The sequence below is a fragment of the Polaromonas sp. genome, from assembly GCF_049790275.1.
Taxonomy (GTDB): Bacteria; Pseudomonadota; Gammaproteobacteria; order Burkholderiales; family Burkholderiaceae_C; genus Polaromonas.
Genome location: NZ_JBAQYR010000052.1, coordinates 1 through 19,061, shown reverse-complemented (window position 1 = coordinate 19,061; position 19,061 = coordinate 1). Strand labels below are relative to the sequence as shown.

Here is a 19,061-nt window from a genome sequence, read left to right as displayed (position 1 = left end):
CAGCTGATGTTCCTGACCATACCCACCTTGATGACCTGGACCCGCATTGTTGCGATTCCTCTGATTGTGGGCATTTTCTACCTCGACATATTGCCGGCCAGCCAGAACCTGATCGCGACCATCATGTTCGTGGTTTTTGCCGCCACCGACTGGCTGGACGGCTTCCTGGCGCGCAGGCTGAACCAGACCTCGTCCTTCGGCGCATTTCTCGATCCAGTGGCTGACAAGTTCCTGGTCTGCGCGGCGTTGCTGGTGCTGGTGCACTTGCAGCGTACCGATGTGTTTGTGGCACTCATCATCATCGGGCGCGAGATCGCCATTTCCGCACTGCGCGAATGGATGGCACTGATAGGCGCCACTAAAAGCGTGGCGGTGCACATGCTGGGCAAGATCAAGACCACTGTGCAGATGGTGGCAATTCCCTTCCTGCTGTTCGACGGAATTTTGTTCGGCATCATCAACACCAACGTCTGGGGCACCTGGCTGATTTGGCTGTCGGCCATCCTGACGGTCTGGTCCATGGCCTACTACCTCAAAAAAGCCATTCCCGAAATCCGCGCGCGGGCCAAATGAGCTCTCCTGCGTCCACTGGCGCCCTGATCAGGGCCATGCCCGCCGTGTTTGTGCTGATCTGGAGCACCGGCTTCATCGTCGCCAAATACGGCCTGCCTTATGCGCCACCCTTGAGCTTTCTGGCCATCCGTTATGTGCTGTCGCTCGCCTGCTTCCTGGTCTGGATCGCCATCGCGCGTGTGGCCTGGCCGCGCAGTGGGGCACAGTGGCTGCACCTGGGGGTCACCGGCATCCTGATTCATGGGGGCTACCTCGGCGGTGTCTGGTCGGCCATCAAGGGTGGCATGGGGTCGGGCCTGTCGGCACTGATTGTTGGCCTGCAGCCTGTACTGACGGCGGTCTGGGTTTCACGCATGGGCGATAGCAGCCAAAGCGAAAACCGCGTCAGCGCGCGTCAATGGCTGGGCCTGGTGCTGGGGTTGGCCGGCCTGTTGCTGGTGGTGTCGCGCAAATTTGGCGCGGGCAATGAAGCCACGCCCTCTACCCTGGCCTTCGCGGTGTTTGCCCTGCTCAGCATCACCATCGGCACCCTGTACCAGAAGCGGTTTGTCCAGGCGGCGGATGTGCGCAGTGCCAATGCCATCCAGCTGGGTGCAGCCTTGTTGGTGACCTTGCCGTTTGCCTGGATGGAAACCGAGCCGGTGGTGCCGACGGCAGAGTTCCTCGGGGCGCTGGCGTGGTCTGTGCTGGCACTCACGCTGGGTGGCAGCTCGCTGCTCTACATGCTGATCCAGCGCGGTGCTGCGACCGCCGTGACCAGCCTGCTTTATCTGGTGCCGCCCACCACCGCGCTGATGGCCTGGCTGCTGTTTGGTGAAGCCATCACGGTGGTGACGGTGCTGGGGACGGCGTTGACTGCGCTGGGTGTCTGGCTGGTGGTGCGCACCGGGGCGAAAGCCGCCGCCTGAAGAGGGGAAGGCGGCCCGCTGTTTTCAAACAGGCGCGCGCCAGGGCTCATGCCTGAATTTTTCCGCGAGGCAATCGATCAGCAGGCGCACCCGCTTCGGCGTTTGCGGCCGATAGGGCGCCAGCCACTGTATGTCGGCATCCAGCATGGCGTACAGCGGAAGCAGCCGCACCAGCTTGCCTGAATCGAGCTGGGCCTGCACATCCCACAGGCTTCTGAGCATCACGCCGCGCCCCTGCAGGCACCAGTCGCGCACCAGTTCTCCCGAATTGGATGACAGTGTTCCCTGCACGCGAACACGCTGACCGGCGTCCGCGGTGTCGGAGGCCTTCCTGCGCGCGCCGCGCACCGTCTGCAGGTGCCAGGTGTCGAACTGGCGTTCGTTTTCGCGTGCGATCAGGCAATTGTGTTGCGCCAGCTCCGCCGGCGTGGCCGGCTTGCCGTGTTTGCGCACATAAGCGGGTGCAGCTACCACCACCCGCTGGTTGCTGGCCAGTTTACGCGCTGTCCACTCCGCGGCCCGTTGCGGCCGGGGCGACCAGAGCCACACGGCGCCGTCAAAACCTTCCGCTGACAGATCCGGCAGTTGTTCATAAAGCTGCAGCTGGATCTGGATGGCAGGATGCCTGGCCTGGAACTCCGCCAGCACCGGCCCCAGCCAGATGCGCCCGAAGCCGAAAGTGGCCGCCAGGCGAATCAATCCCGAGGCTTCCGTTTTGCGTTCCTGCAGGGATTGTTCCAGCGCATCGAACTGGTCCAGCATGGTCCGTGCGCCCTCGCACAGCAACTCGCCTTCCAGTGTGGCGGCCACCCGCCGCGTCGTGCGCTGAAACAGCAGCAGGCCGAGTTCGGCCTCCAGTTGGGCCAGGCGTTTGGTCACGGCGGAAGGTGCCATCTGCAGCGCCTCGGCGGTGGCCACGAGGCTGCCATGCTGTTGAATTGCCACCACCAGGGCCAGGTCGGCACGTTCCATAATTTCCATTCAGAGAATAATCAATTCTAGGATTATTTCTTGATTCAAGGTGGTCTGGCAATCACAATCACTGCATGTTTGAAGCATTCGAGACCTTCGAAGTCGGCCGGGGCGCGGTCCGGCTGCATGGCCGCAGGGGCGGGCAGGGCGCGCCCTTGCTGCTGCTGCACGGCCATCCGCAAACCCATGCGATGTGGCATGCGGTGGCGCCCGAACTGGCCCGGCACTTCACGGTGGTCATGATGGACTTGCGCGGTTATGGCGATTCCGCCCGCCCGCCAACAGACCCGGGCCATCTTGCCTATTCGAAGCGCGAGATGGCCCTGGATGCGCTGGCCGTGATGCAGCACCATGGCTTCAATACTTTCCAGGTGCTGGCGCACGACCGCGGTGCGCGGGTGGCGCACCGGCTGGCAGCCGATCATCCCGCCGCCGTGCAGCGGCTGATGCTGCTGGACATTGCACCCACACTGGCCATGTACGAAAACACCTCGGAGGCTTTTGCGCGCGCTTACTGGCACTGGTTCTTCCTGATTCAGCCGCCGCCCTTGCCCGAAGCGCTGATCGAATCCGATCCGGTACGTTACCTGCGCAGTGTGATGGGCAAGCGCCATGCGGGTCTTGGCGCCTTTATGCCGGCTGCGCTGGCTGAGTACGAGCGCTGCGCACAGATTCCCGGAACGGCAACAAGCATCTGTGAAGACTACCGAGCTTCGGCCACGGTGGACCTGCTGCACGATCGAACCGACGTGGACGAAGGACGGCGGCTGGTGCAGCCCCTGCGCGTGCTCTGGGGCGAGCATGGCGCCGTCGGCCAGTGTTTCGATGTGCTCGATCTCTGGCGCGCACGGGCAAAGGATGTGTCGGGCCTGAGCCTGCCCTGCGGGCACTATATTGCGGAAGAAGCGCCGTCCCTGCTGCTGGCGCAAGCCCTTGATTTTTTCAAACCCCCAACCCAAGGAAAACAGACATGAGCAAGAACACCGGCAAAAAGAGAATTGCGGTCATCGCCGGCGACGGCATCGGCAAGGAAACCATGCCAGAGGGCATTCGCGTGATGGAGGCGGCCGCGTCGAAGTTCGGTATTGACCTGCAGTTCGATCATTTCGATTTTTCGAGCTGGGACTACTACGAGAAACACGGCCAGATGATGCCGGACAACTGGAAGGAGCAGATAGGCGGGCATGACGCAATTTATTTCGGCGCGGTGGGCTGGCCGGAAAAAATCGCCGATCACGTGTCGCTTTGGGGTTCGCTGCTGCTCTTCCGCCGCGAGTTCGACCAGTACATCAACCTGCGGCCGGCCCGGCTGATGCCCGGCATCATTGCGCCGGTGGTGCGACGCGATGGCAGCGCGCGCTTGCCCGGCGAGATCGACATGTACATCGTGCGCGAAAACACCGAGGGTGAATACTCCAGCATAGGTGGACGCATGTACGCCGGCACCGAGCGGGAGATCGTGATGCAGGAAAGCGTCTTTTCACGCATTGGCGTGGACCGCGTGCTGAAGTTCGCTTTTGAGCTGGCGCAGTCACGCCCGAAAAAACACCTGACCAGTGCGACCAAGTCCAACGGTATCGCGATTACCATGCCTTACTGGGACGAACGCGTGGCCGAGATGGCAAAAGGGTATCCCGACCTGAAGCTCGACAAATTCCACATCGATATCCTGACGGCGCATTTTGTCCAGCGTCCCGATTTTTTCGATGTGGTGGTTGCCAGCAACCTGTTCGGCGACATCCTCAGTGACCTCGGCCCGGCCTGCACCGGAACCATCGGCATTGCGCCCAGTGCCAATCTGAATCCTGATCGGAAATTTCCTTCGCTGTTCGAGCCTGTGCATGGTTCGGCGCCCGATATTGCGGGGCGCGGCATCGCCAATCCCATCGGGCAGATCTGGTGTGGCGCGATGATGCTTGAATTTCTGGGACATAGAAATGCGCACGACGCGGTTCTCGCGGCCATTGAAAAAGTGCTGGCTCCCAAAAGTGGTGCGCCCAGAACGCCTGACCTGGGCGGCACTGGAAGCACGGCCGATGTGGGCAAAGCCATTGCCGCGGCATTGGGTTGAAACGTTTTGTTCGGGATGTGGCGGGGCTCACTGAAATGCAGGGTGTGCTTATGAATATGACGGGAAAGCGTGAAAAAAAGGGCTAGAATCCGCCACCGCACGTTGTAAAAATCTGATGTTGTATTGACACGATGGGAGTCCATGGCTCTAATTGGAATCAGCAGACGATCTGCACATGCCGCCTCCCGCTGCCATCTTTTGACAGGTGCCCAGGGGAGATCTCAAGAGACAACCAGATTAACTTTCAACAACGAGGGGCTCCTTGTGAACAAGACTGAACTGATCGAGCACATTGCCAAGAACGCTGACATTTCCAAAGCTGCCGCAACGCGCGCGCTGGAGTCAACCATTGGCGCTGTCAAATCAACCCTGAAAAAAGGAGGCTCCGTGTCTCTGGTGGGTTTTGGCACTTTTGCAGTGGGCAAACGTGCCGCCCGCACAGGCCGCAACCCGCGTACCGGCGATGCGATTAAAATCAAGGCAGCCAAAGTGCCCAAGTTCCGTCCCGGCAAAGCGCTCAAGGACGCCCTGAACTGAAACACATGAAGTAAAAGTTGAGGTGGGGTGCTTAGCTCAGTTGGTAGAGCAGCGCCCTTACACGGCGTAGGTCGGCGGTTCGAGCCCGTCAGCACCCACCACCGACTGGAACAAAAAAGGCGAACAGATGTTCGCCTTTTTCATTGATGGCTTAGCGCAAGTTTTAAATGGCCGATTGACAGCCGCACAGGAAATTCGAGATGTTTGATTTCATTCGCAAGCACACCAAAGTCACGATGGCATTGCTGTTTTTGCTGATTGTTCCGTCCTTTATTCTGGTCGGCATGAACAACAAGGGTCCCTCCGGGGGAAACGGCGGCGTCGTTGCTGTGGTCGATGGAAAGGACATCACCCAGCCGGAATGGGATGCGGCGCACCAGAACGAGGTGAACCGCCTCAGGGCTTCCATGCCAACGCTTGACATCAAGCTGCTGGATTCGCCCGAAGCGCGTTACGGCACACTCGAGCGCCTGGTGCGCGACCGGGTACTAGCAGCGGCGGCGGCCAAAGGCGGTCTGGTGGTAGCGGACCAGAAGCTGCAGAGGCTGTATGCCGAAGACAAGGCCATTGCCGCATTCAGGCTGCCGGACGGCAAGTTCGACCGCGCGGGTTTTATCGCGCAAACGGGCATGGCACCGGAGCAGTATGAAGCAGGCCTGCGTGCCGACCTGGCCACGCGGCAGGTCATGCTGGGTGTGGCGGGAACCGGCCTGGCTTCCAAGGCCATTGCCGATGTTTCGCTCAATGCCTTTTTCGAAAGGCGCGAGGCCCAGGTGGCGCATTTCAACACGGCCGACTATGCCGCCAGGGTCAATCCAGGCGATGCTGAGCTGGAGCAGTTCTACAAGGACAACCCGTCCCTGTTCCAGGCGCCGGAAGAGGCCAGCGTTGAATACGTCGTGCTTGATCTGGACTCAGTGAAAAAAAGCATCACGGTCAATGAGCAGGACTTGAAGACGTATTTCGAACAGAATGCCCGGCAACTTGCAGGCAATGAAGAGCGCCGTGCCAGCCACATCCTGATCGAGGCGCCGGGCTCTGCGCCGGCTGCCGCGCGCGAGAAAGCCAAAGAGAAAGCGCAGCAACTGCTGGCAGACGTCAAAAAAGCGCCCGACTCGTTTGCCGAAGTGGCGCGAAAGAATTCACAGGACACCGGTTCTGCGGCTGCCGGTGGCGATCTGGATTTCTTTGCCCACAATGCCATGGTCAAGCCTTTTGCCGATGCCGTGTTCGCCATGAAGAAGGGCGATATCAGCGATGTGGTGGAAACCGAATTCGGCTTCCATATCATCAAGCTGACGGACATCAAGGCGCCCAAGCAGAAAAGCTATGAAGAGATGAAGCCCGCACTGGAAGCCGAGTTGAAGCAGCAACTGGCGCAGAAGAAATTTGCCGAGACGGCGGAAACTTTCAGCAACGCGGTGTACGAACAGTCCGACACCCTGCGGCCGATCGCCGAGCGGCTCAAGCTCGAAATCAAGACAGCCGCCAAGCTGACGCGTACCCCCGTGGCAGGCGCCACCGGCGTGCTGGCCAACCCGAAGTTCCTGGCGGCCTTGTTCTCGCCCGATTCGGTGGAAAAAAAGCGCAACACCGAAGCCCTTGAAGCAGGCCCCAGCCAGCTCGTGTCCGGCCGCATCACCCAGTACACCCCGGCCCGCACGCTGCCGCTGGCAGAGGTCAAGGAACGCGTTCGTACACGCCTGCAGCAGCAGCGCGGTGCCGAAATGGCGCGCAAGGACGGCGCTGAAAAACTGGCTGCCTGGAAGGCCAGCCCTGCGGCCGCTGCGCTGCCTGCGGCGGTCGTGGTTTCGCGGGACCAGACGCAGCAAGTGCCGGCGCCGGTCGTCAGCGCCATACTGAGTGCCGACACGAGTGCGATGCCCGCGCTGGTGGGTGTGGACCTCGGGCCCCAGGGTTACGCTGTCGTCAATGTGCGCAAGGTGTTGCCGCGTCCGGAGCAGGCAGCCGCCGCTGCCCAGCAGGCCCAGGCCCAGTACACCCAGTGGTGGACGTCGGCTGAAAGCCTGGCGTACTACAACATCCTGAAAGAGCGTTTCAAGGCAGACATCAAGGTGTCGCGTCCTGCGGAGCAGAAGGCCGGCGCATAAAGCGGGGTGCGCGGCGTGGAAGGCGCGCAGTTCCCGCTATAATTTGAGGCTACGGTGGCTGTAGCTCAGTTGGTAGAGTCCAGGATTGTGATTCCTGTTGTCGTGGGTTCGAGCCCCATCAGCCACCCCAGTGTTTCAAAGAAAAAGCCCCTGCAACAGGGGCTTTTTCTTTGGCTGAACCGCGAGGCGCGTGCGGCTCAGGAACTCAGCGGCGCGAGGTTGGAGGTGCGCCAGTATTCCCTGACGTCTTCCAGCCTGGCCTGAAAGTCGCGGAAATCGAGTGGCTTGCTGACATAGCTGTTGAGCCCACCTTTCAATGCCAGGATTTCCTCGGACTGCTCGCTGGCGGAGGTCAGCATGACCACCGGCACAAAAAATGTCCGGGGGTCTTCACGCATGCGGCGCAAAACTTCGAGGCCGTTTACTTTTGGGAGTCCGAGATCCAGCAGGACCAGCTCAGGCTGCTCGTCCGGATTGCGGTTACTGTGAACGCCCTGGCAAAGCAGATAGTCCAGTGCTTCCATGCCGTCGCGGGCAACCACGATGTGGTGGGACTCCCCGTTTTGCTCCAGCGTGGTCAAGGTCAGTTCGAGGTGATCCGGATTGTCTTCCACCACCAGCATGGTCGGTACGTCCATTTTTTTCCCCAACTAATGAAGGAAACTCCAATGTACCGCGAAAGTGCGCTTGTAACTGAATGTGTCTCTATTATTTGTGTGCGAAAGTACCACGCGCCAGGGGCCTTCAGGTGCCTTGCTCAGGCGTCCTGGTTGACCATGACCAGCTTGCCTTTGACGCCGCGAGAGCCCATGTGGGCGTAGGCGGCCTTGAGTTCGGCCATGGGCATGGTGCGGTCAATGACCGGTTTGATCTTGCCTTGTGCATACCACTGCGCCAGTTCGGCCATGGCCGCTGCGCTGGCTTTGGGCTCGTTTTTGGCGAAGCCGCCCCAGAACACGCCGACGATGGAGGCGCCCTTGAGCAGGGTCAGGTTCAGTGGCAATGAGGGAATGGGGCCAGATGCAAAGCCCACCACCAGATAGCGCCCGCGCCAGGCGATGGAGCGGAAGGCCGGCTCGGCAAAGTCGCCGCCCACGGGGTCGTAAATCACGTCGGGGCCCTTGCCCTCGGTCAGCGTCTTGATGGCCTCACGCAGGTTCTCCGTGCTGTAGTTGATGGTGGCATCGGCGCCTATGGATTTGCAGAGCGCACATTTCTCGTCGGTGGAGGCTGCGGCAATCACCCTGGCGCCCATGGCCTTGGCGATCTGGATGGCCGAGGTGCCCACGCCCCCGGCCGCACCCAGCACCAGCACGGTTTCACCGGCCTTGAGCTGTGCGCGGTCCACCAGCGCGTGGTGCGAGGTCGCGTAAATCATGATGAAGGCTGCTGCATCCACATGCGGAAAACCGTCGGGCAGGGGCATGCACAGGGCCGCGGGCGCGATGGTGTGGGTCGCAAAACCACCGGTACCCGACAGGCAGGCCACGTTCTGGCCGACCTTCAGGTGTTTCACGCCTTCACCGATTGCCTGCACCACACCCGCGTATTCGGAGCCGGGCACAAAAGGCAGCGGCGGCTTGATCTGGTATTTGTTCTGCACGATCAGCAGGTCGGGGAAATTGAGGCTGGCGGCCTTGATTTCGATCAGCACCTCGCCGGCCTTGGGTTCGGGCGTGGGCAGTTCTTTCCATTGCAGGGCGTCAACGCCGGTGGGGTTTTCACAAAGCCAGGCATGCATGGGGGTCTCCGTTGGGGTCAAGTGAACACATCATAGGCAGGTTGCCGGGCCAAATAGACGCGGCATGCCCGCGGTTTGTCACTCTTGAGACCTTAAAATCGATTCATGAAAATCCTGATCTGCAACGACGACGGCTACCAGGCCTCCGGCATCATCGCCCTGTACGAGGCCCTGAAGGACATTGCCGACGTGGAGGTGGTCGCACCCGAGCAGAACAACAGCGCCAAATCGAATGCGCTGACCCTGCATTCGCCGATGTACGTGCAGACCGCGGCCAACGGCTTTCGCTACATCAACGGCACCCCGGCCGACTGCGTGCATATTGCGCTGACCGGACTGCTCGGTTATCGGCCCGACCTGGTGGTCTCGGGTATCAACAACGGTGCCAACATGGGCGACGACACGATTTACTCGGGCACCGTGGGTGCGGCCATGGAAGGTTATCTCTTCGGCATTCCCTCGATTGCCTTTTCGCAGACCGAAAAAGGCTGGGGCCATATCGATGTGGCGGGCCGGCGCGCGCGCGACCTGGTGCACCAGCTCATGCCATCGCTGGAAAAAATAGCCGAAGGTGCGCAGCCCACCGTGGCGCCCTGGCTGCTCAATGTGAACATTCCCAACCTGCCTGACGACCAGATCCAGGGCTTCAAGGTCTGCCGGCTGGGCCGGCGCCATGCGGCGGAGCGTGTGATCACGCAGACCAGTCCGCGCGGCGAAACCATGTACTGGATAGGCGGCGCCGGTCCGGCCAAGGAGGAGGGCGAGGGCACCGATTTTTTTGCCACCCGGCAGCACTTCATCTCGATCACGCCCTTGCAGGTGGACCTCACAGACCATGAGCGCCTGCCCTACTGGGCGCAGACGGCAGCCAAACTGACGCAGGGCGTTCACGAGGTACCGGCGCAGCACGTGGTGCAGGCGGCATGAAGCCTCCGTTAAAGCCGCCCCTCAGTTCTTCCGCCAAGCCCGCACCATCTGCGGCTGCCAAACGGCCCGGCTTCCCGGTCCGCCTGGAGCCCGATGCGGGTACGCCATCTGCTACTAAAAAGGTAGCTGGTCGCGCCCATCCGGAAAGGGCTACAGGCATTATTGACTCCAAAAAGCAGGTCAAAACCGTGGTTCCCGGCGGTGTCGGGCTGGACTCGAAGGCGGTGCGCGCGCGCATGGTGCACAAGCTCGCGGCGCAGGGCATCTCGGACGCCCAGGTGCTCGCCGCCATGGGCCATGTCGAGCGCCACCGTTTTGTCGATACGGCGCTGATCAACCAGGCTTATGAAGACACCAGCCTGCCTATCGGGCTGGGCCAGACGATTTCCAAGCCCAATGTGGTGGCGCGCATGCTGGAGCTGTTGCGCCAGGGCGCAGCCGGCTCCGGCGGCAAGCTCGGGCGCGTGCTTGAAATCGGGACGGGTTGCGGCTACCAGGCTGCGGTGCTGGGACAGCTGGCCACCGAGGTCTACAGCATCGAGCGCCTGCGCGGCTTGCATGACAAGGCGCGCGAGAATCTACGCGTTTTCCGCCTGGCCAACGTGCACCTGCTGTTCGGCGACGGCATGGCCGGTTATGCCAAAGGTGCGCCGTATGCAGCCATCATCGCGGCAGCCGGCGGTGAAGCCATTCCCCCCGCCTGGGTGGAGCAGCTTGCCGTTGGCGGCCGCCTGGTGGCGCCCATGCACATGGCAGGCGGTGCCCAGGCGCTGGTGGTGCTCGACAAGACTCCACAGGGTGTTACACAGACCGTACTCGAGGCGGTGCACTTTGTACCTTTAAAATCGGGAACCAGCTGAGCAAGCATGAACCCAAGCTGTTTCATGGCGTCTGACGGCGTCACGGCACGCAAACGGACTTCCGGTAGTTGTAAAAGGTGAATCAAGCAATGAATGAACACGCAGGGTCAGCCATGGCAGTCTCTTTTTCCACGGCTTGTCAGGAACGCAGCCCCCAGGGGCGGGCCGGCCGTCTGCTCATGTCCTGCCTGCTGGCCGCTTCCGTGTTGCTTGTTGCGGCCTGCGGCACCCGCAGCGGTGGCCGCGCGCCGGTGGAAGACCGTGGCAACGGGATGGGGCGGGCGCCAGTGACTGCGGTCGATGCAGGCGTCAAACAGCTGCCGGGCTTCGAGAATGCCGGCAAGCCCGGCTACTACACCGTCAAACCCGGCGACACGCTGATCCGCATCGGGCTGGACACCGGCCAGAACTGGCGCGACATCGGCCGCTGGAGCAACCTGGAAAATCCCAACCTCATCGAAGTCGGCCAGGTGCTGCGCGTGGCACCGCCGGTCGAAAGCTCGGTGGCGGTGGCGCGGCCGGTGACCTCGGGCTCGGTGACCCCGATCAGCCCGGCATCGCCTGCCAGTGCACCCACCCAGTCTGCCAGTGCTGCAAAGCCGGCAACGGCCACACCGCCTCCCGCTGGCGGTGACGAGGACGTCGCGTGGATCTGGCCGGCGCAGGGCTCCGTGCTCGCGGGCTTCGACGAGGCGAAGAACAAGGGCATGGACATCGCCGGCAAGGCCGGCGACCCGGTGATGGCGTCTGCCGACGGCCGGGTGGTGTACGCGGGTGCGGGATTGCGCGGCTATGGCAACCTGATCATCCTCAAACACAACAACACCTTCCTGACCGCTTATGCGCACAACCAGACCCTGCTGGTCAAGGAAGACCAGTCGGTGCGCAAGGGCCAGAAAATTGCCGAGATGGGTGCCAGCGATGCCGAACGCGTGAAGCTGCATTTTGAAATCCGCCGCCAGGGCAAGCCGGTGGACCCGGCGAAATTTCTGCCTACCAAATAGGCCGGCGCTTCGGTTCGAATTAAAAAGCCCTGCATGCAGGGCTTTTTTCCATGGCCGTGACAGCCCGGTTGATGCATCAAATCGGCATCCAGCCCTTATCCGGCGGACGCAAGCAGCTATCAAGCTGGTAGCTGCTCCTGGTCGGTGGGAATCTCGTCATAACCCCGTCCGGTGAACTGCAGCAGGTCAATGCCGTGGCCAAAAGGATCGGCCAGCCCGGCGATGCGGCCCCAGACGCGGTCGGTCACCGGCTGCTCCAGCACGGCGCCGTGTTGCAGCAGCCGGGCGACAGCCGCGTCGATGTCGTCCACCACAAAGTCCAGGTGCACCGGGGTCCAGTGGCGCTGGAAGCTGCGCGTGGCCGTACTGCCGGCAACCGGGTTGCTGCCTTCGGTTTGCAGCAGCAGGTCGATCGGGCTGCCAGCGCCCAGGAGCTCGACAAAGCCGCCCTGGAAGCGCCGGCCGCATCGAAGGCCCAGCCCTTCGGTGTAGAACGCGACGGCGCGTTCCATGTCGTTCACGTCGATGCAGATGCGTATGTCCATGTGTGTTCCTTGCCCGCCTGTTGGCAGAGCCGAAAATGTTATCGCAGCCTGAGACAATGCGGGGATGTCCAGAAGAAAACACCAGCAGCCGCAGCACAAGCCGGCTCCCGCGCAAACCAACTACCCGCCCGACCTGCTCATGGTCGAGTCGCTCGACATCGAAGCCCAGGGCATTGCTCACCGCGACGACGGCAAGGTGGTGTTCATCGAAGGCGCACTGCCGTTTGAGCAGGTCAGCGCCAGCGTCTACCGGAAGAAACCCAGTTTTGAAAAAGCCACATTGATGGCGGTGCTGCGCGAGTCGTCGCAGCGCGTGCGCCCACAATGCCCGCATTTCGGCTTGCACACCGGTGCCTGTGGCGGCTGCAAGATGCAGCACCTGCATGTGGGGGCGCAGGTTGCGGTCAAGCAGCGTGTGCTGGAAGACAACCTGCGGCACATTGGCAAGCTCAAGGCCGACAACATTCTCCGGCCCATCGAGGGGCCGGCCTGGGGCTATCGCTACCGGGCCCGGCTGTCGGTGCGTTATGTGCGCAAGAAGGGCGAAGTGCTGGTCGGCTTTCACGAACGCAAGAGCGGCTACGTTGCCGACATGCGCGAGTGCCATGTGTTGCCACGGCATGTCAGCGACCTGCTGCTGCCCCTGCGCGCATTGATCGCCGGCATGGATGCGAAGGAAACCCTGCCGCAGATCGAGCTGGCCTGCGGCGACACGGCGACCGCCATGGTGCTGCGCCACATGGAGGCTCTGTCCGTGGGTGACCTCGACAAGCTGCGTGCTTTTGCGTTGGCCCACCCGGGTGTCCAGTGGTGGCTGCAGCCCGGCGGACTGGAGACGGTCAAGCTGCTCGATGAGGGCGGGGCGGTGCTGAGTTACGGCCTACCCGAGTTTGGCGTGCTGATGCCTTTCAAGCCCACCGACTTCACCCAGGTCAACCCGCACATCAACCAGGTGCTGGTGTCGCGCGCCTTGCGTTTACTGGATGTCCAGTCGCATGAGCGGGTGATCGACTGGTTCTGCGGCCTCGGCAACTTCACCTTGCCGCTGGCCACGCGCGCGCGCGAGGTGCTGGGCATTGAGGGCAGCGAGGTGCTGGTCGCCCGCTCGCGCGAGAACTATGAGTCAAACAGGGCTGCAGCCCGGAAGGGACGGGCGCTGACAGCTACTGAATTTGTAGCGCGCAACCTGTTCGAGATGACGCCCGGCATGCTGGTCAAGGACGGCGCCGCCGACAAGTGGCTGGTCGATCCACCGCGCGAAGGTGCGTTCGAGCTGTTCAAGGCGCTGGCCGCGCTGCACCAGCAGATCGTCACCGGCGTGCCTTGCGACGATGCTGGCGGGCAGCAGAATCTGCAGATCGGCGACTGGACGCCGCCGCAGCGCATCGTGTATGTCAGCTGCAACCCGGCGACGCTGGCGCGTGATGCGGGCGTGCTGGTCAATGACGCGGGTTACCGCTGCACGGCGGCGGGCGTGGTCAACATGTTTCCACACACCGCGCATGTGGAGTCGATGGCCGTGTTCGAGCGGCTCCCGGTCGGCGCCGTCCCATGAGGACATAAAAAAGGCTGTCCGCCATGACAGCGGACAGCCTGGGCCAGACGGCCTTTTATCGGCAGCAGCTCAGTGTGTGGCGCCTGCCTTGCCTGCCGTGTCTGCCTTGTAGATGCTTGTATCGGCGGCACCGCTGACCTCCAGCATGCCGACCAGCCCCTTGCCGGCACGCGACAACGCGTGGTCCACCAGCAGGTAGCTGCCCGGGTAGTCCACCTTGAGCTCGACAATCGTCGCGCCGCCGGGTGCGACCAGCGTGGTCTGCACATCGCGTTTTGGCGAACTGATCGAGCCTTCGCTGTAGACCTTGTCGAAAATTTCGCCGATCACGTGGAAGGATGAGATCTTGTTCGGGCCACCCACGCCGAAGAAGATGCGCACCGTTTCGCCGACGTTGGCGGTGAGCTTGTGCTCCTTGGTCAGCGAGCCTACCGCGCCGTTGAAGACGTAGTAGTCAGGCAGTTCGGCCGCCAGCTTGTCCAGGTCGAACTCCTGGTGTGTCTTGGCACCGTGCGGCCGTGTGGTGTACATGTCGCCCTGCATCACGTAGTACTCGCGGTCCACCTTGGCCAGGCCACCTTCGGGCTCGACCAGGATCATGCCGTACATGCCGGCCGAGATGTGCTGCGGCACCAGCGGCGTGGCACAGTGGTACACATACAGCCCGGCGTTCAGCGCCTTGAAGGTGATGGTTTTTTCCTGGCCGGGGCCGACCTGGGTGTGTTCGCCGCCGCCGTGGCCGCCGGTCACCGCGTGCAGGTCGATGGAATGGATCATCTTGCTGTCGCGTGCATTGGCCAGGGTCAGCTCGATGGTGTCGCCGATGCGGGCGCGCAGCATGGGGCCGGGCACTTTGCGGTCGAAGGTCCAGTAGGTGAAGCTGGTGCCGTCGTCGAGTTTGCCGGTCAGCTCCACGGTTTCCATGCGGTACTTCAGGTGCTGGGGCGCGCGGGCGCCAATCGGGGCAGGCACGGCCGCCGGGTCCATGGCCACACTCACTGCGGCTGCGTCGGCAGGCCGTGCAGCTGGCGCGGTGTAGAGCTCGGCACCCGGAACGCCGGTGGTCTTCGCAGCGGCTTTCGGTGCCGCCTCGGCGATGCTGGTGCCGGCGACTTCAAACACGCCCTCCATGCCGATTTGGCGATGGCCTGCGATGGTGCAGTAGTAGGCGAATTTGCCGGCCTGCGTGACGGTGAAACGCACGGTGACGGGGCCGCTGGCGGTGTCGAATTTCTGCGACTGCACCTTCAGCTCGGGGATGGCGATGTCGTGCTGTGCACCTTCGCCGCTTTTGAGGCGGATTTCAACCGTGTCGCCCACATTGGCGCGCAGCACCGGGTTGGCCTGGCCACGGTCGTCGATGAACACCATCTTGCCGTTGACGATGCCGGTTTCGAGCGTGTACTTCTTGACAGCGCCCCTGGCCTGTTGTGTTGCCGGGGCTTGCGATGCACCGGCCTGGGCTGTTGCCGCGGGCGGCGCTGCCGCAGCACCCACGGTGGTCAAGGCCATGGCAGCAGCCAGTGCCAGCAGAGAAAAATTTCTTGAATGACGGGTACGCATACAACCTTCTTCCTTCTTTGAAGACCCCTGGATCTGTGTTGCCCTGGGGTCTGTTGAAAGTGTAATCAGAAGATGTATTTAGTATGAATCTTTTTAAGGGTTAACACTAAGTTGCTTGATGCAGCGCAAATCGGCGCTGCGCCGTATTTCATGAAAAATGTGGCTTGGACCCATATGCAGTAAAGATGGTTTGCTCCTGAATATGTAGCAACCGAAGGCAGGGCTGGTGGTGCGGGCGCAGGCCACGAGGGCATGAAAAAAGGGCCCGAAGGCCCTTTTTGTGTGCTGCATGAAGCGCTTTGCTCAGTCGCGCTCGCCGCCCATGATGCCCAGCAGGGCCAGCAGGGCCTGAAACACGTTGAACAGGTCCAGGTACAGGGCCAGCGTGGCGCTGATGTAGTTGGTTTCGCCGCCGTCGAGGATCTGCTTGAGGTCGTACAGCATGTAGGCGCTGAAGATGCCGATCACGGCGACCGAGATCGCCATCATGCCGGCGGTGGATCCGACAAACACGTTGATGATGGAACCCACCATCACGACCAGGGCGCCGACAAACAGCCACTTGCCCATGCCGGAGATGTCGCGCTTGATCACGCTGGCCAGCGTGGCCATCACAAAGAACACACCGGCCGTGCCGCCCATGGCGGTCATGATCAGTTCGCTGCCGTTGCGGAAACCCAGAATCATGCCGATCATGCGCGAGAGCATCAGGCCCATGAAGAACGTGAAGGCCAGCAGCACCGGCACGCCGGCGGCGGAATTCTTGGTTTTCTCGATGGCGTACATGAAGCCGAAAGCACCGCCGAGGAAGACGATCAGGCCGAGCCCACCCGTCAGCGAGGCCGTGATGCCAGTGGCGACACCCACCCACGCACCCAGTACCGTGGGCAGCAGGCTCAGCGCCAGCAGCCAGTAGGTATTGCGCAAAACCCGGTTGCGCTGCTCAAGTGCGCCAGCGTAGCCATGGTCCAGCGTTTGTACATTGTCATTCATGAGAGTCTTCTCCATAGAGGCCTGCATATGCGGGCACTGTCATTTTAGGGGCACGCAGCGATTTTCAAGCACTTGGCCCTGCCACTGCCTACTTTTTGTCAGGGTTCTTCAAGTCTCCGCGGTGGTAATGAGACTCCGGTGCCGCACGAAAAGTTGCGTATGCTTGCGTCTTTGCCCCTACAAACCTGGAAAACATGAAATCAAAAGCCGTGCTGGAATTTTCTGATGTGCAGACCATCGCCGCCGCTGCAGCCGCAGAGGCCACTGCCAACCACTGGGCTGTCACGATTGCCATCGTCGATGATGGCGGCCACTTGCTGCACCTGCAGCGCCTGGATGGCGCCGCGCCCATCTCCGCCCATATTGCCCCGGCCAAGGCCAATACCGCCGCCATGGGCCGCCGCGAAAGCAAGGTCTATGAAGACATGGTCAATGGCGGGCGGTTTTCCTTCCTGAGCGCGCCTGACCTCAAGGGCCTGCTGGAAGGCGGCGTGCCCATCCTGAAAGATGGCCAGTGCCTGGGTGCTGTCGGTGTCAGCGGCGTGAAGTCCAGCGAAGATGCGCAGATTGCGCGCGCCGGCCTGGCTGCCATCGGGCTGTAAGCTGTTTTCTGCATTAAAAAAAGCCGACTCTCAAGTCGGCTTTTTTGTTTGCGCGTGTGGGAAGAAAAAAAGCCTGGCTAATACAACTGCCCGAAAGCGGCCGGCTGGCTGGCAAAAACGACCTGTGAGACCTGTGATGGCCCCGGATCGTCCCACGATGAAACGGGTTGTTTATTTGGTCAGGATGAGTTTGCCCAGGCGCGTGGCCTGCAGGCGGTAGGTTGAACCGTTGTGCATGATGTCCACGGCCTTCTGGCCGCGCAGCAGCTCGGTGCTGTCGACCACACAGCCCGGATCGCTGCGAGCGGAGGTGGCGGGTGCTGCTGCCTCTGGCTGGCCATGGGGGCGGGAAGGCAGGCTCAGGGTGGAAGTGGCAGGCAGGGCGAAGGACATGATGGTTACCTGATGAAGTGTCGTTATCGTAATGATAATGATTCGCAATTAAAAGTCAAGACAAGCCCGGGCTTTTCCGTAAATTTTTCCGTAAATTCTTGTGAGGCAGGCGCAAGGCGGAAAGCGGAAAAAATCCAGGACTGCGCATTAAAAAGCCTGGCGGTCCTGTGAAGGGCTGACCAGGCGTTTGTACCCACAGCGCTGTTTGCCTCAGGGCGTGACCGGCTCGGTGATGAAACCGATCTTGCGCAGCCCGGCCTGCTGAGCGGCGGCCATGGCCTGGGCCACGCGTTCGTAGCGCACCGACTTGTCGCCGCGTATGTGCAGCTCGGGTTGTGGTTCCTGCGCGGCGGCCGCCTGGAAGCGGGGTGTCAGATCGGGGTCCTCAATCCTTGCTTCGTTGAGGTAATAGGCACCGTCTGCGTCCACGGTCAGCCGGACGGTTTCCGGCTTGACGTTTTGCGCCTCGTTGGTGGCACGCGGCAAATCGATGTTGATCGAATGTTTCATCACCGGCACGGTGATGATGAAGATGATCAGGAGCACCAGCATCACGTCGACCAGCGGCGTCATGTTGATCTCGTTCATCACCTCGTCGGTGTCGTCCTGGGTTCCGAAGGCCATGATGCTTCCTTGTGGGGTCAGGCTTTTTTCATGGGCACGACATTCGCCTGCCCACTGGTGCCTACGCGTGCGCCCGTCACAAAGTAGGCATGCAGGTCATGGGCAAAACGGTTGAGTTTGTGCAGCACACCCTTGTTGCCGCGCACCAGCGCGTTGTAGCCCAGCACCGCAGGAATGGCAACCGCCAGGCCCAGTGCGGTCATGATCAACGCCTCGCCGATGGGGCCGGCCACCTTGTCGATGGTGGCCTGGCCGGCCGTGCCTATGCTCAGCAGCGCGTGGTAAATGCCCCAGACCGTGCCGAACAGGCCAATGAAAGGCGCGGTGGAACCGACCGAGGCCAGGATGGCCAGGCCCGACTGCAGGCGTGAGGTGAATTCGTCGATGGTGTTGCGCAGGCTGCGCGTGACCCAGTCGCTCACGTCCAGCGTGTCATGCAGGTGTGCCTTGGTGTTGCGGTGGTGGGCGGTGGCTTCACGGCCTTCGATGGCCAGCTGGCGGAAGGGGTTGGCCGGGTCGTTGCCCAGCCTGGCCAGGCCGGCAGCGAAGTCTTCGCTGTGCCAGAAATCTTCCGCGCTGCGGGCAATCTTCTTGTACTTCAGCACGTCCAGCGTCTTCGTGAGGATGACGATCCAGGACACCAGCGACATGCCGATCAGCAGCACGGCCACGGCCTTGGTGACGAAGTCGCCCTGAGTCCAGACGTTCATCAGGCCAAATTGTGAATTCATGAGTTACTCCAGAACAAAATTAATCGGGGCTTTGAGCAGGAACTGGGTGTCTTCGTTGACACCTGCCCGCCGGAAAGGGGTGACCTGCGAGGCCAGCACGGCTTCGCGCGCCGCGCGGTCCAGGCGCTCGAAGCCGCTGGACTTGAAGACCTCGGCGCGTTTGGCATAACCGGAGGTGCTGTAGTAGACGGCAATGATGACCACGCCGGATTCGCCGCTGCGTTTGCTCAGCGCGGGGTAGACCGGCCTGGGGGGACGGATGTATTCCGTTTCGCCCTGCGTGATCTCGACCAGGCGCGGCGCGGCCGGTGGCGCTGGCGGCACGGGGGCGGGCGCCACCGGGGCCATGAC

21 protein-coding genes and 2 tRNA genes are annotated in these 19,061 nt (G+C 61.9%); 13 read left to right on the top strand and 10 right to left on the bottom strand.

Going from position 1 to position 19,061, the window contains the following annotated elements:
• Positions 1-6 precede the first annotated feature (6 nt).
• Together pgsA and WA904_RS06840 are read left to right on the top strand one after the other, a co-directional pair.
• On the top strand, positions 7-573 hold the full coding sequence (gene pgsA / locus WA904_RS06845) for a CDP-diacylglycerol--glycerol-3-phosphate 3-phosphatidyltransferase (RefSeq protein WP_425196379.1): 567 nt from the start codon (positions 7-9) through the stop codon (positions 571-573).
• Complete coding sequence (locus tag WA904_RS06840) at positions 570-1,481, top strand: DMT family transporter (RefSeq protein WP_425196378.1); 912 nt, start codon at positions 570-572, stop codon at positions 1,479-1,481. Before pgsA ends, WA904_RS06840 begins: the two co-directional genes overlap by 4 nt.
• Positions 1,482-1,505: 24 nt before the next feature.
• Here the strand turns inward: WA904_RS06840 and WA904_RS06835 are convergent, their stop codons facing one another.
• On the bottom strand, positions 1,506-2,462 hold the full coding sequence (locus tag WA904_RS06835; RefSeq protein ID WP_425196377.1) for a LysR family transcriptional regulator: 957 nt from the start codon (positions 2,460-2,462) through the stop codon (positions 1,506-1,508).
• 65 nt (positions 2,463-2,527) lie between these two features.
• On the opposite strand from WA904_RS06835, the gene WA904_RS06830 reads away from it, so the two are divergent.
• From WA904_RS06830 to WA904_RS06805, 6 genes are all read left to right on the top strand, one after another.
• On the top strand, positions 2,528-3,427 hold the full coding sequence (locus tag WA904_RS06830; protein WP_425196376.1) for an alpha/beta fold hydrolase: 900 nt from the start codon (positions 2,528-2,530) through the stop codon (positions 3,425-3,427).
• The gene (locus tag WA904_RS06825; protein WP_425196375.1) at positions 3,424-4,524 is read left to right on the top strand and encodes a tartrate dehydrogenase; all 1,101 of its coding nucleotides are present in this window, start codon (positions 3,424-3,426) and stop codon (positions 4,522-4,524) included. Before WA904_RS06830 ends, WA904_RS06825 begins: the two co-directional genes overlap by 4 nt.
• A 264-nt stretch (positions 4,525-4,788) precedes the next feature.
• Positions 4,789-5,061 (top strand): HU family DNA-binding protein, encoded by a 273-nt coding sequence (locus WA904_RS06820; protein ID WP_026779519.1) that lies wholly within the window; start codon positions 4,789-4,791, stop codon positions 5,059-5,061.
• Between the two features lie 25 nt (positions 5,062-5,086).
• Positions 5,087-5,162: transfer RNA gene (locus tag WA904_RS06815), tRNA-Val, on the top strand.
• A gap of 99 nt (positions 5,163-5,261) precedes the next feature.
• Entirely contained in the window at positions 5,262-7,172 is a 1,911-nt protein-coding gene (locus WA904_RS06810; RefSeq protein WP_425196374.1) for a SurA N-terminal domain-containing protein, read from the top strand.
• Positions 7,173-7,226: 54 nt separating this feature from the next.
• A tRNA-His gene (locus tag WA904_RS06805) sits at positions 7,227-7,302 on the top strand.
• A gap of 67 nt (positions 7,303-7,369) precedes the next feature.
• Here WA904_RS06805 and WA904_RS06800 read toward each other — a convergent pair.
• Together WA904_RS06800 and WA904_RS06795 are read right to left on the bottom strand one after the other, a co-directional pair.
• Positions 7,370-7,810, bottom strand: coding sequence for a response regulator (locus WA904_RS06800; protein ID WP_425196373.1), 441 nt, complete (start codon positions 7,808-7,810; stop codon positions 7,370-7,372).
• A gap of 119 nt (positions 7,811-7,929) precedes the next feature.
• Positions 7,930-8,913, bottom strand: a complete 984-nt coding sequence (locus WA904_RS06795) for an NADPH:quinone oxidoreductase family protein (protein WP_425196372.1) — start codon at positions 8,911-8,913, stop codon at positions 7,930-7,932.
• A 105-nt stretch (positions 8,914-9,018) separates the two neighbouring features.
• On the opposite strand from WA904_RS06795, the gene surE reads away from it, so the two are divergent.
• The 3 genes from surE to WA904_RS06780 all read left to right on the top strand — a co-directional run bounded on the left by surE (position 9,019) and on the right by WA904_RS06780 (position 11,704).
• A complete protein-coding gene (gene surE / locus WA904_RS06790) occupies positions 9,019-9,840 on the top strand; it encodes a 5'/3'-nucleotidase SurE (protein ID WP_425196371.1) in 822 nt (273 codons plus the stop codon).
• Positions 9,837-10,700: a protein-L-isoaspartate(D-aspartate) O-methyltransferase gene (locus WA904_RS06785; protein WP_425196370.1), complete on the top strand. Its 864-nt coding sequence runs from the start codon at positions 9,837-9,839 to the stop codon at positions 10,698-10,700. Before surE ends, WA904_RS06785 begins: the two co-directional genes overlap by 4 nt.
• 113 nt (positions 10,701-10,813) lie before the next feature.
• The gene (locus WA904_RS06780; protein WP_425196369.1) at positions 10,814-11,704 is read left to right on the top strand and encodes a peptidoglycan DD-metalloendopeptidase family protein; all 891 of its coding nucleotides are present in this window, start codon (positions 10,814-10,816) and stop codon (positions 11,702-11,704) included.
• Positions 11,705-11,823: 119 nt separating this feature from the next.
• Here WA904_RS06780 and WA904_RS06775 read toward each other — a convergent pair whose 3' ends face one another.
• A complete protein-coding gene (locus tag WA904_RS06775; protein WP_425196368.1) occupies positions 11,824-12,249 on the bottom strand; it encodes a VOC family protein in 426 nt (141 codons plus the stop codon).
• Between the two features lie 64 nt (positions 12,250-12,313).
• Between WA904_RS06775 and rlmD the strand changes: the two genes are divergently transcribed.
• Positions 12,314-13,804, top strand: a complete 1,491-nt coding sequence (rlmD, locus tag WA904_RS06770; protein WP_425196367.1) for a 23S rRNA (uracil(1939)-C(5))-methyltransferase RlmD — start codon at positions 12,314-12,316, stop codon at positions 13,802-13,804.
• Between the two features lie 69 nt (positions 13,805-13,873).
• On the opposite strand, the gene nirK is transcribed toward rlmD, so the two are convergent.
• Positions 13,874-15,367, bottom strand: a complete 1,494-nt coding sequence (gene nirK, locus WA904_RS06765; protein WP_425196366.1) for a copper-containing nitrite reductase — start codon at positions 15,365-15,367, stop codon at positions 13,874-13,876.
• A gap of 303 nt (positions 15,368-15,670) precedes the next feature.
• On the bottom strand, positions 15,671-16,360 hold the full coding sequence (locus WA904_RS06760; RefSeq protein ID WP_425196365.1) for a Bax inhibitor-1/YccA family protein: 690 nt from the start codon (positions 16,358-16,360) through the stop codon (positions 15,671-15,673).
• Between the two features lie 194 nt (positions 16,361-16,554).
• Here WA904_RS06760 and WA904_RS06755 point away from each other — a divergent pair, with 194 nt between their 5' ends.
• A complete protein-coding gene (locus WA904_RS06755; RefSeq protein ID WP_425196364.1) occupies positions 16,555-16,962 on the top strand; it encodes a GlcG/HbpS family heme-binding protein in 408 nt (135 codons plus the stop codon).
• 171 nt (positions 16,963-17,133) lie between these two features.
• On the opposite strand, the gene hemP is transcribed toward WA904_RS06755, so the two are convergent.
• The 4 genes from hemP to WA904_RS06735 all read right to left on the bottom strand — a co-directional run.
• Positions 17,134-17,355, bottom strand: a complete 222-nt coding sequence (gene hemP / locus WA904_RS06750; protein ID WP_425196363.1) for a hemin uptake protein HemP — start codon at positions 17,353-17,355, stop codon at positions 17,134-17,136.
• 210 nt (positions 17,356-17,565) lie between these two features.
• Positions 17,566-17,979 carry an ExbD/TolR family protein gene (locus tag WA904_RS06745; protein ID WP_425196362.1) on the bottom strand — a complete coding sequence of 138 codons (414 nt, stop codon included), beginning with the start codon at positions 17,977-17,979 and terminating at the stop codon, positions 17,566-17,568.
• Positions 17,980-17,996: 17 nt separating this feature from the next.
• A complete protein-coding gene (locus WA904_RS06740; protein ID WP_425196361.1) occupies positions 17,997-18,710 on the bottom strand; it encodes a MotA/TolQ/ExbB proton channel family protein in 714 nt (237 codons plus the stop codon).
• A gap of 3 nt (positions 18,711-18,713) precedes the next feature.
• Positions 18,714-19,061: energy transducer TonB (locus WA904_RS06735; protein ID WP_425196360.1), on the bottom strand; the 348-nt coding region annotated here is incomplete at its 5' end.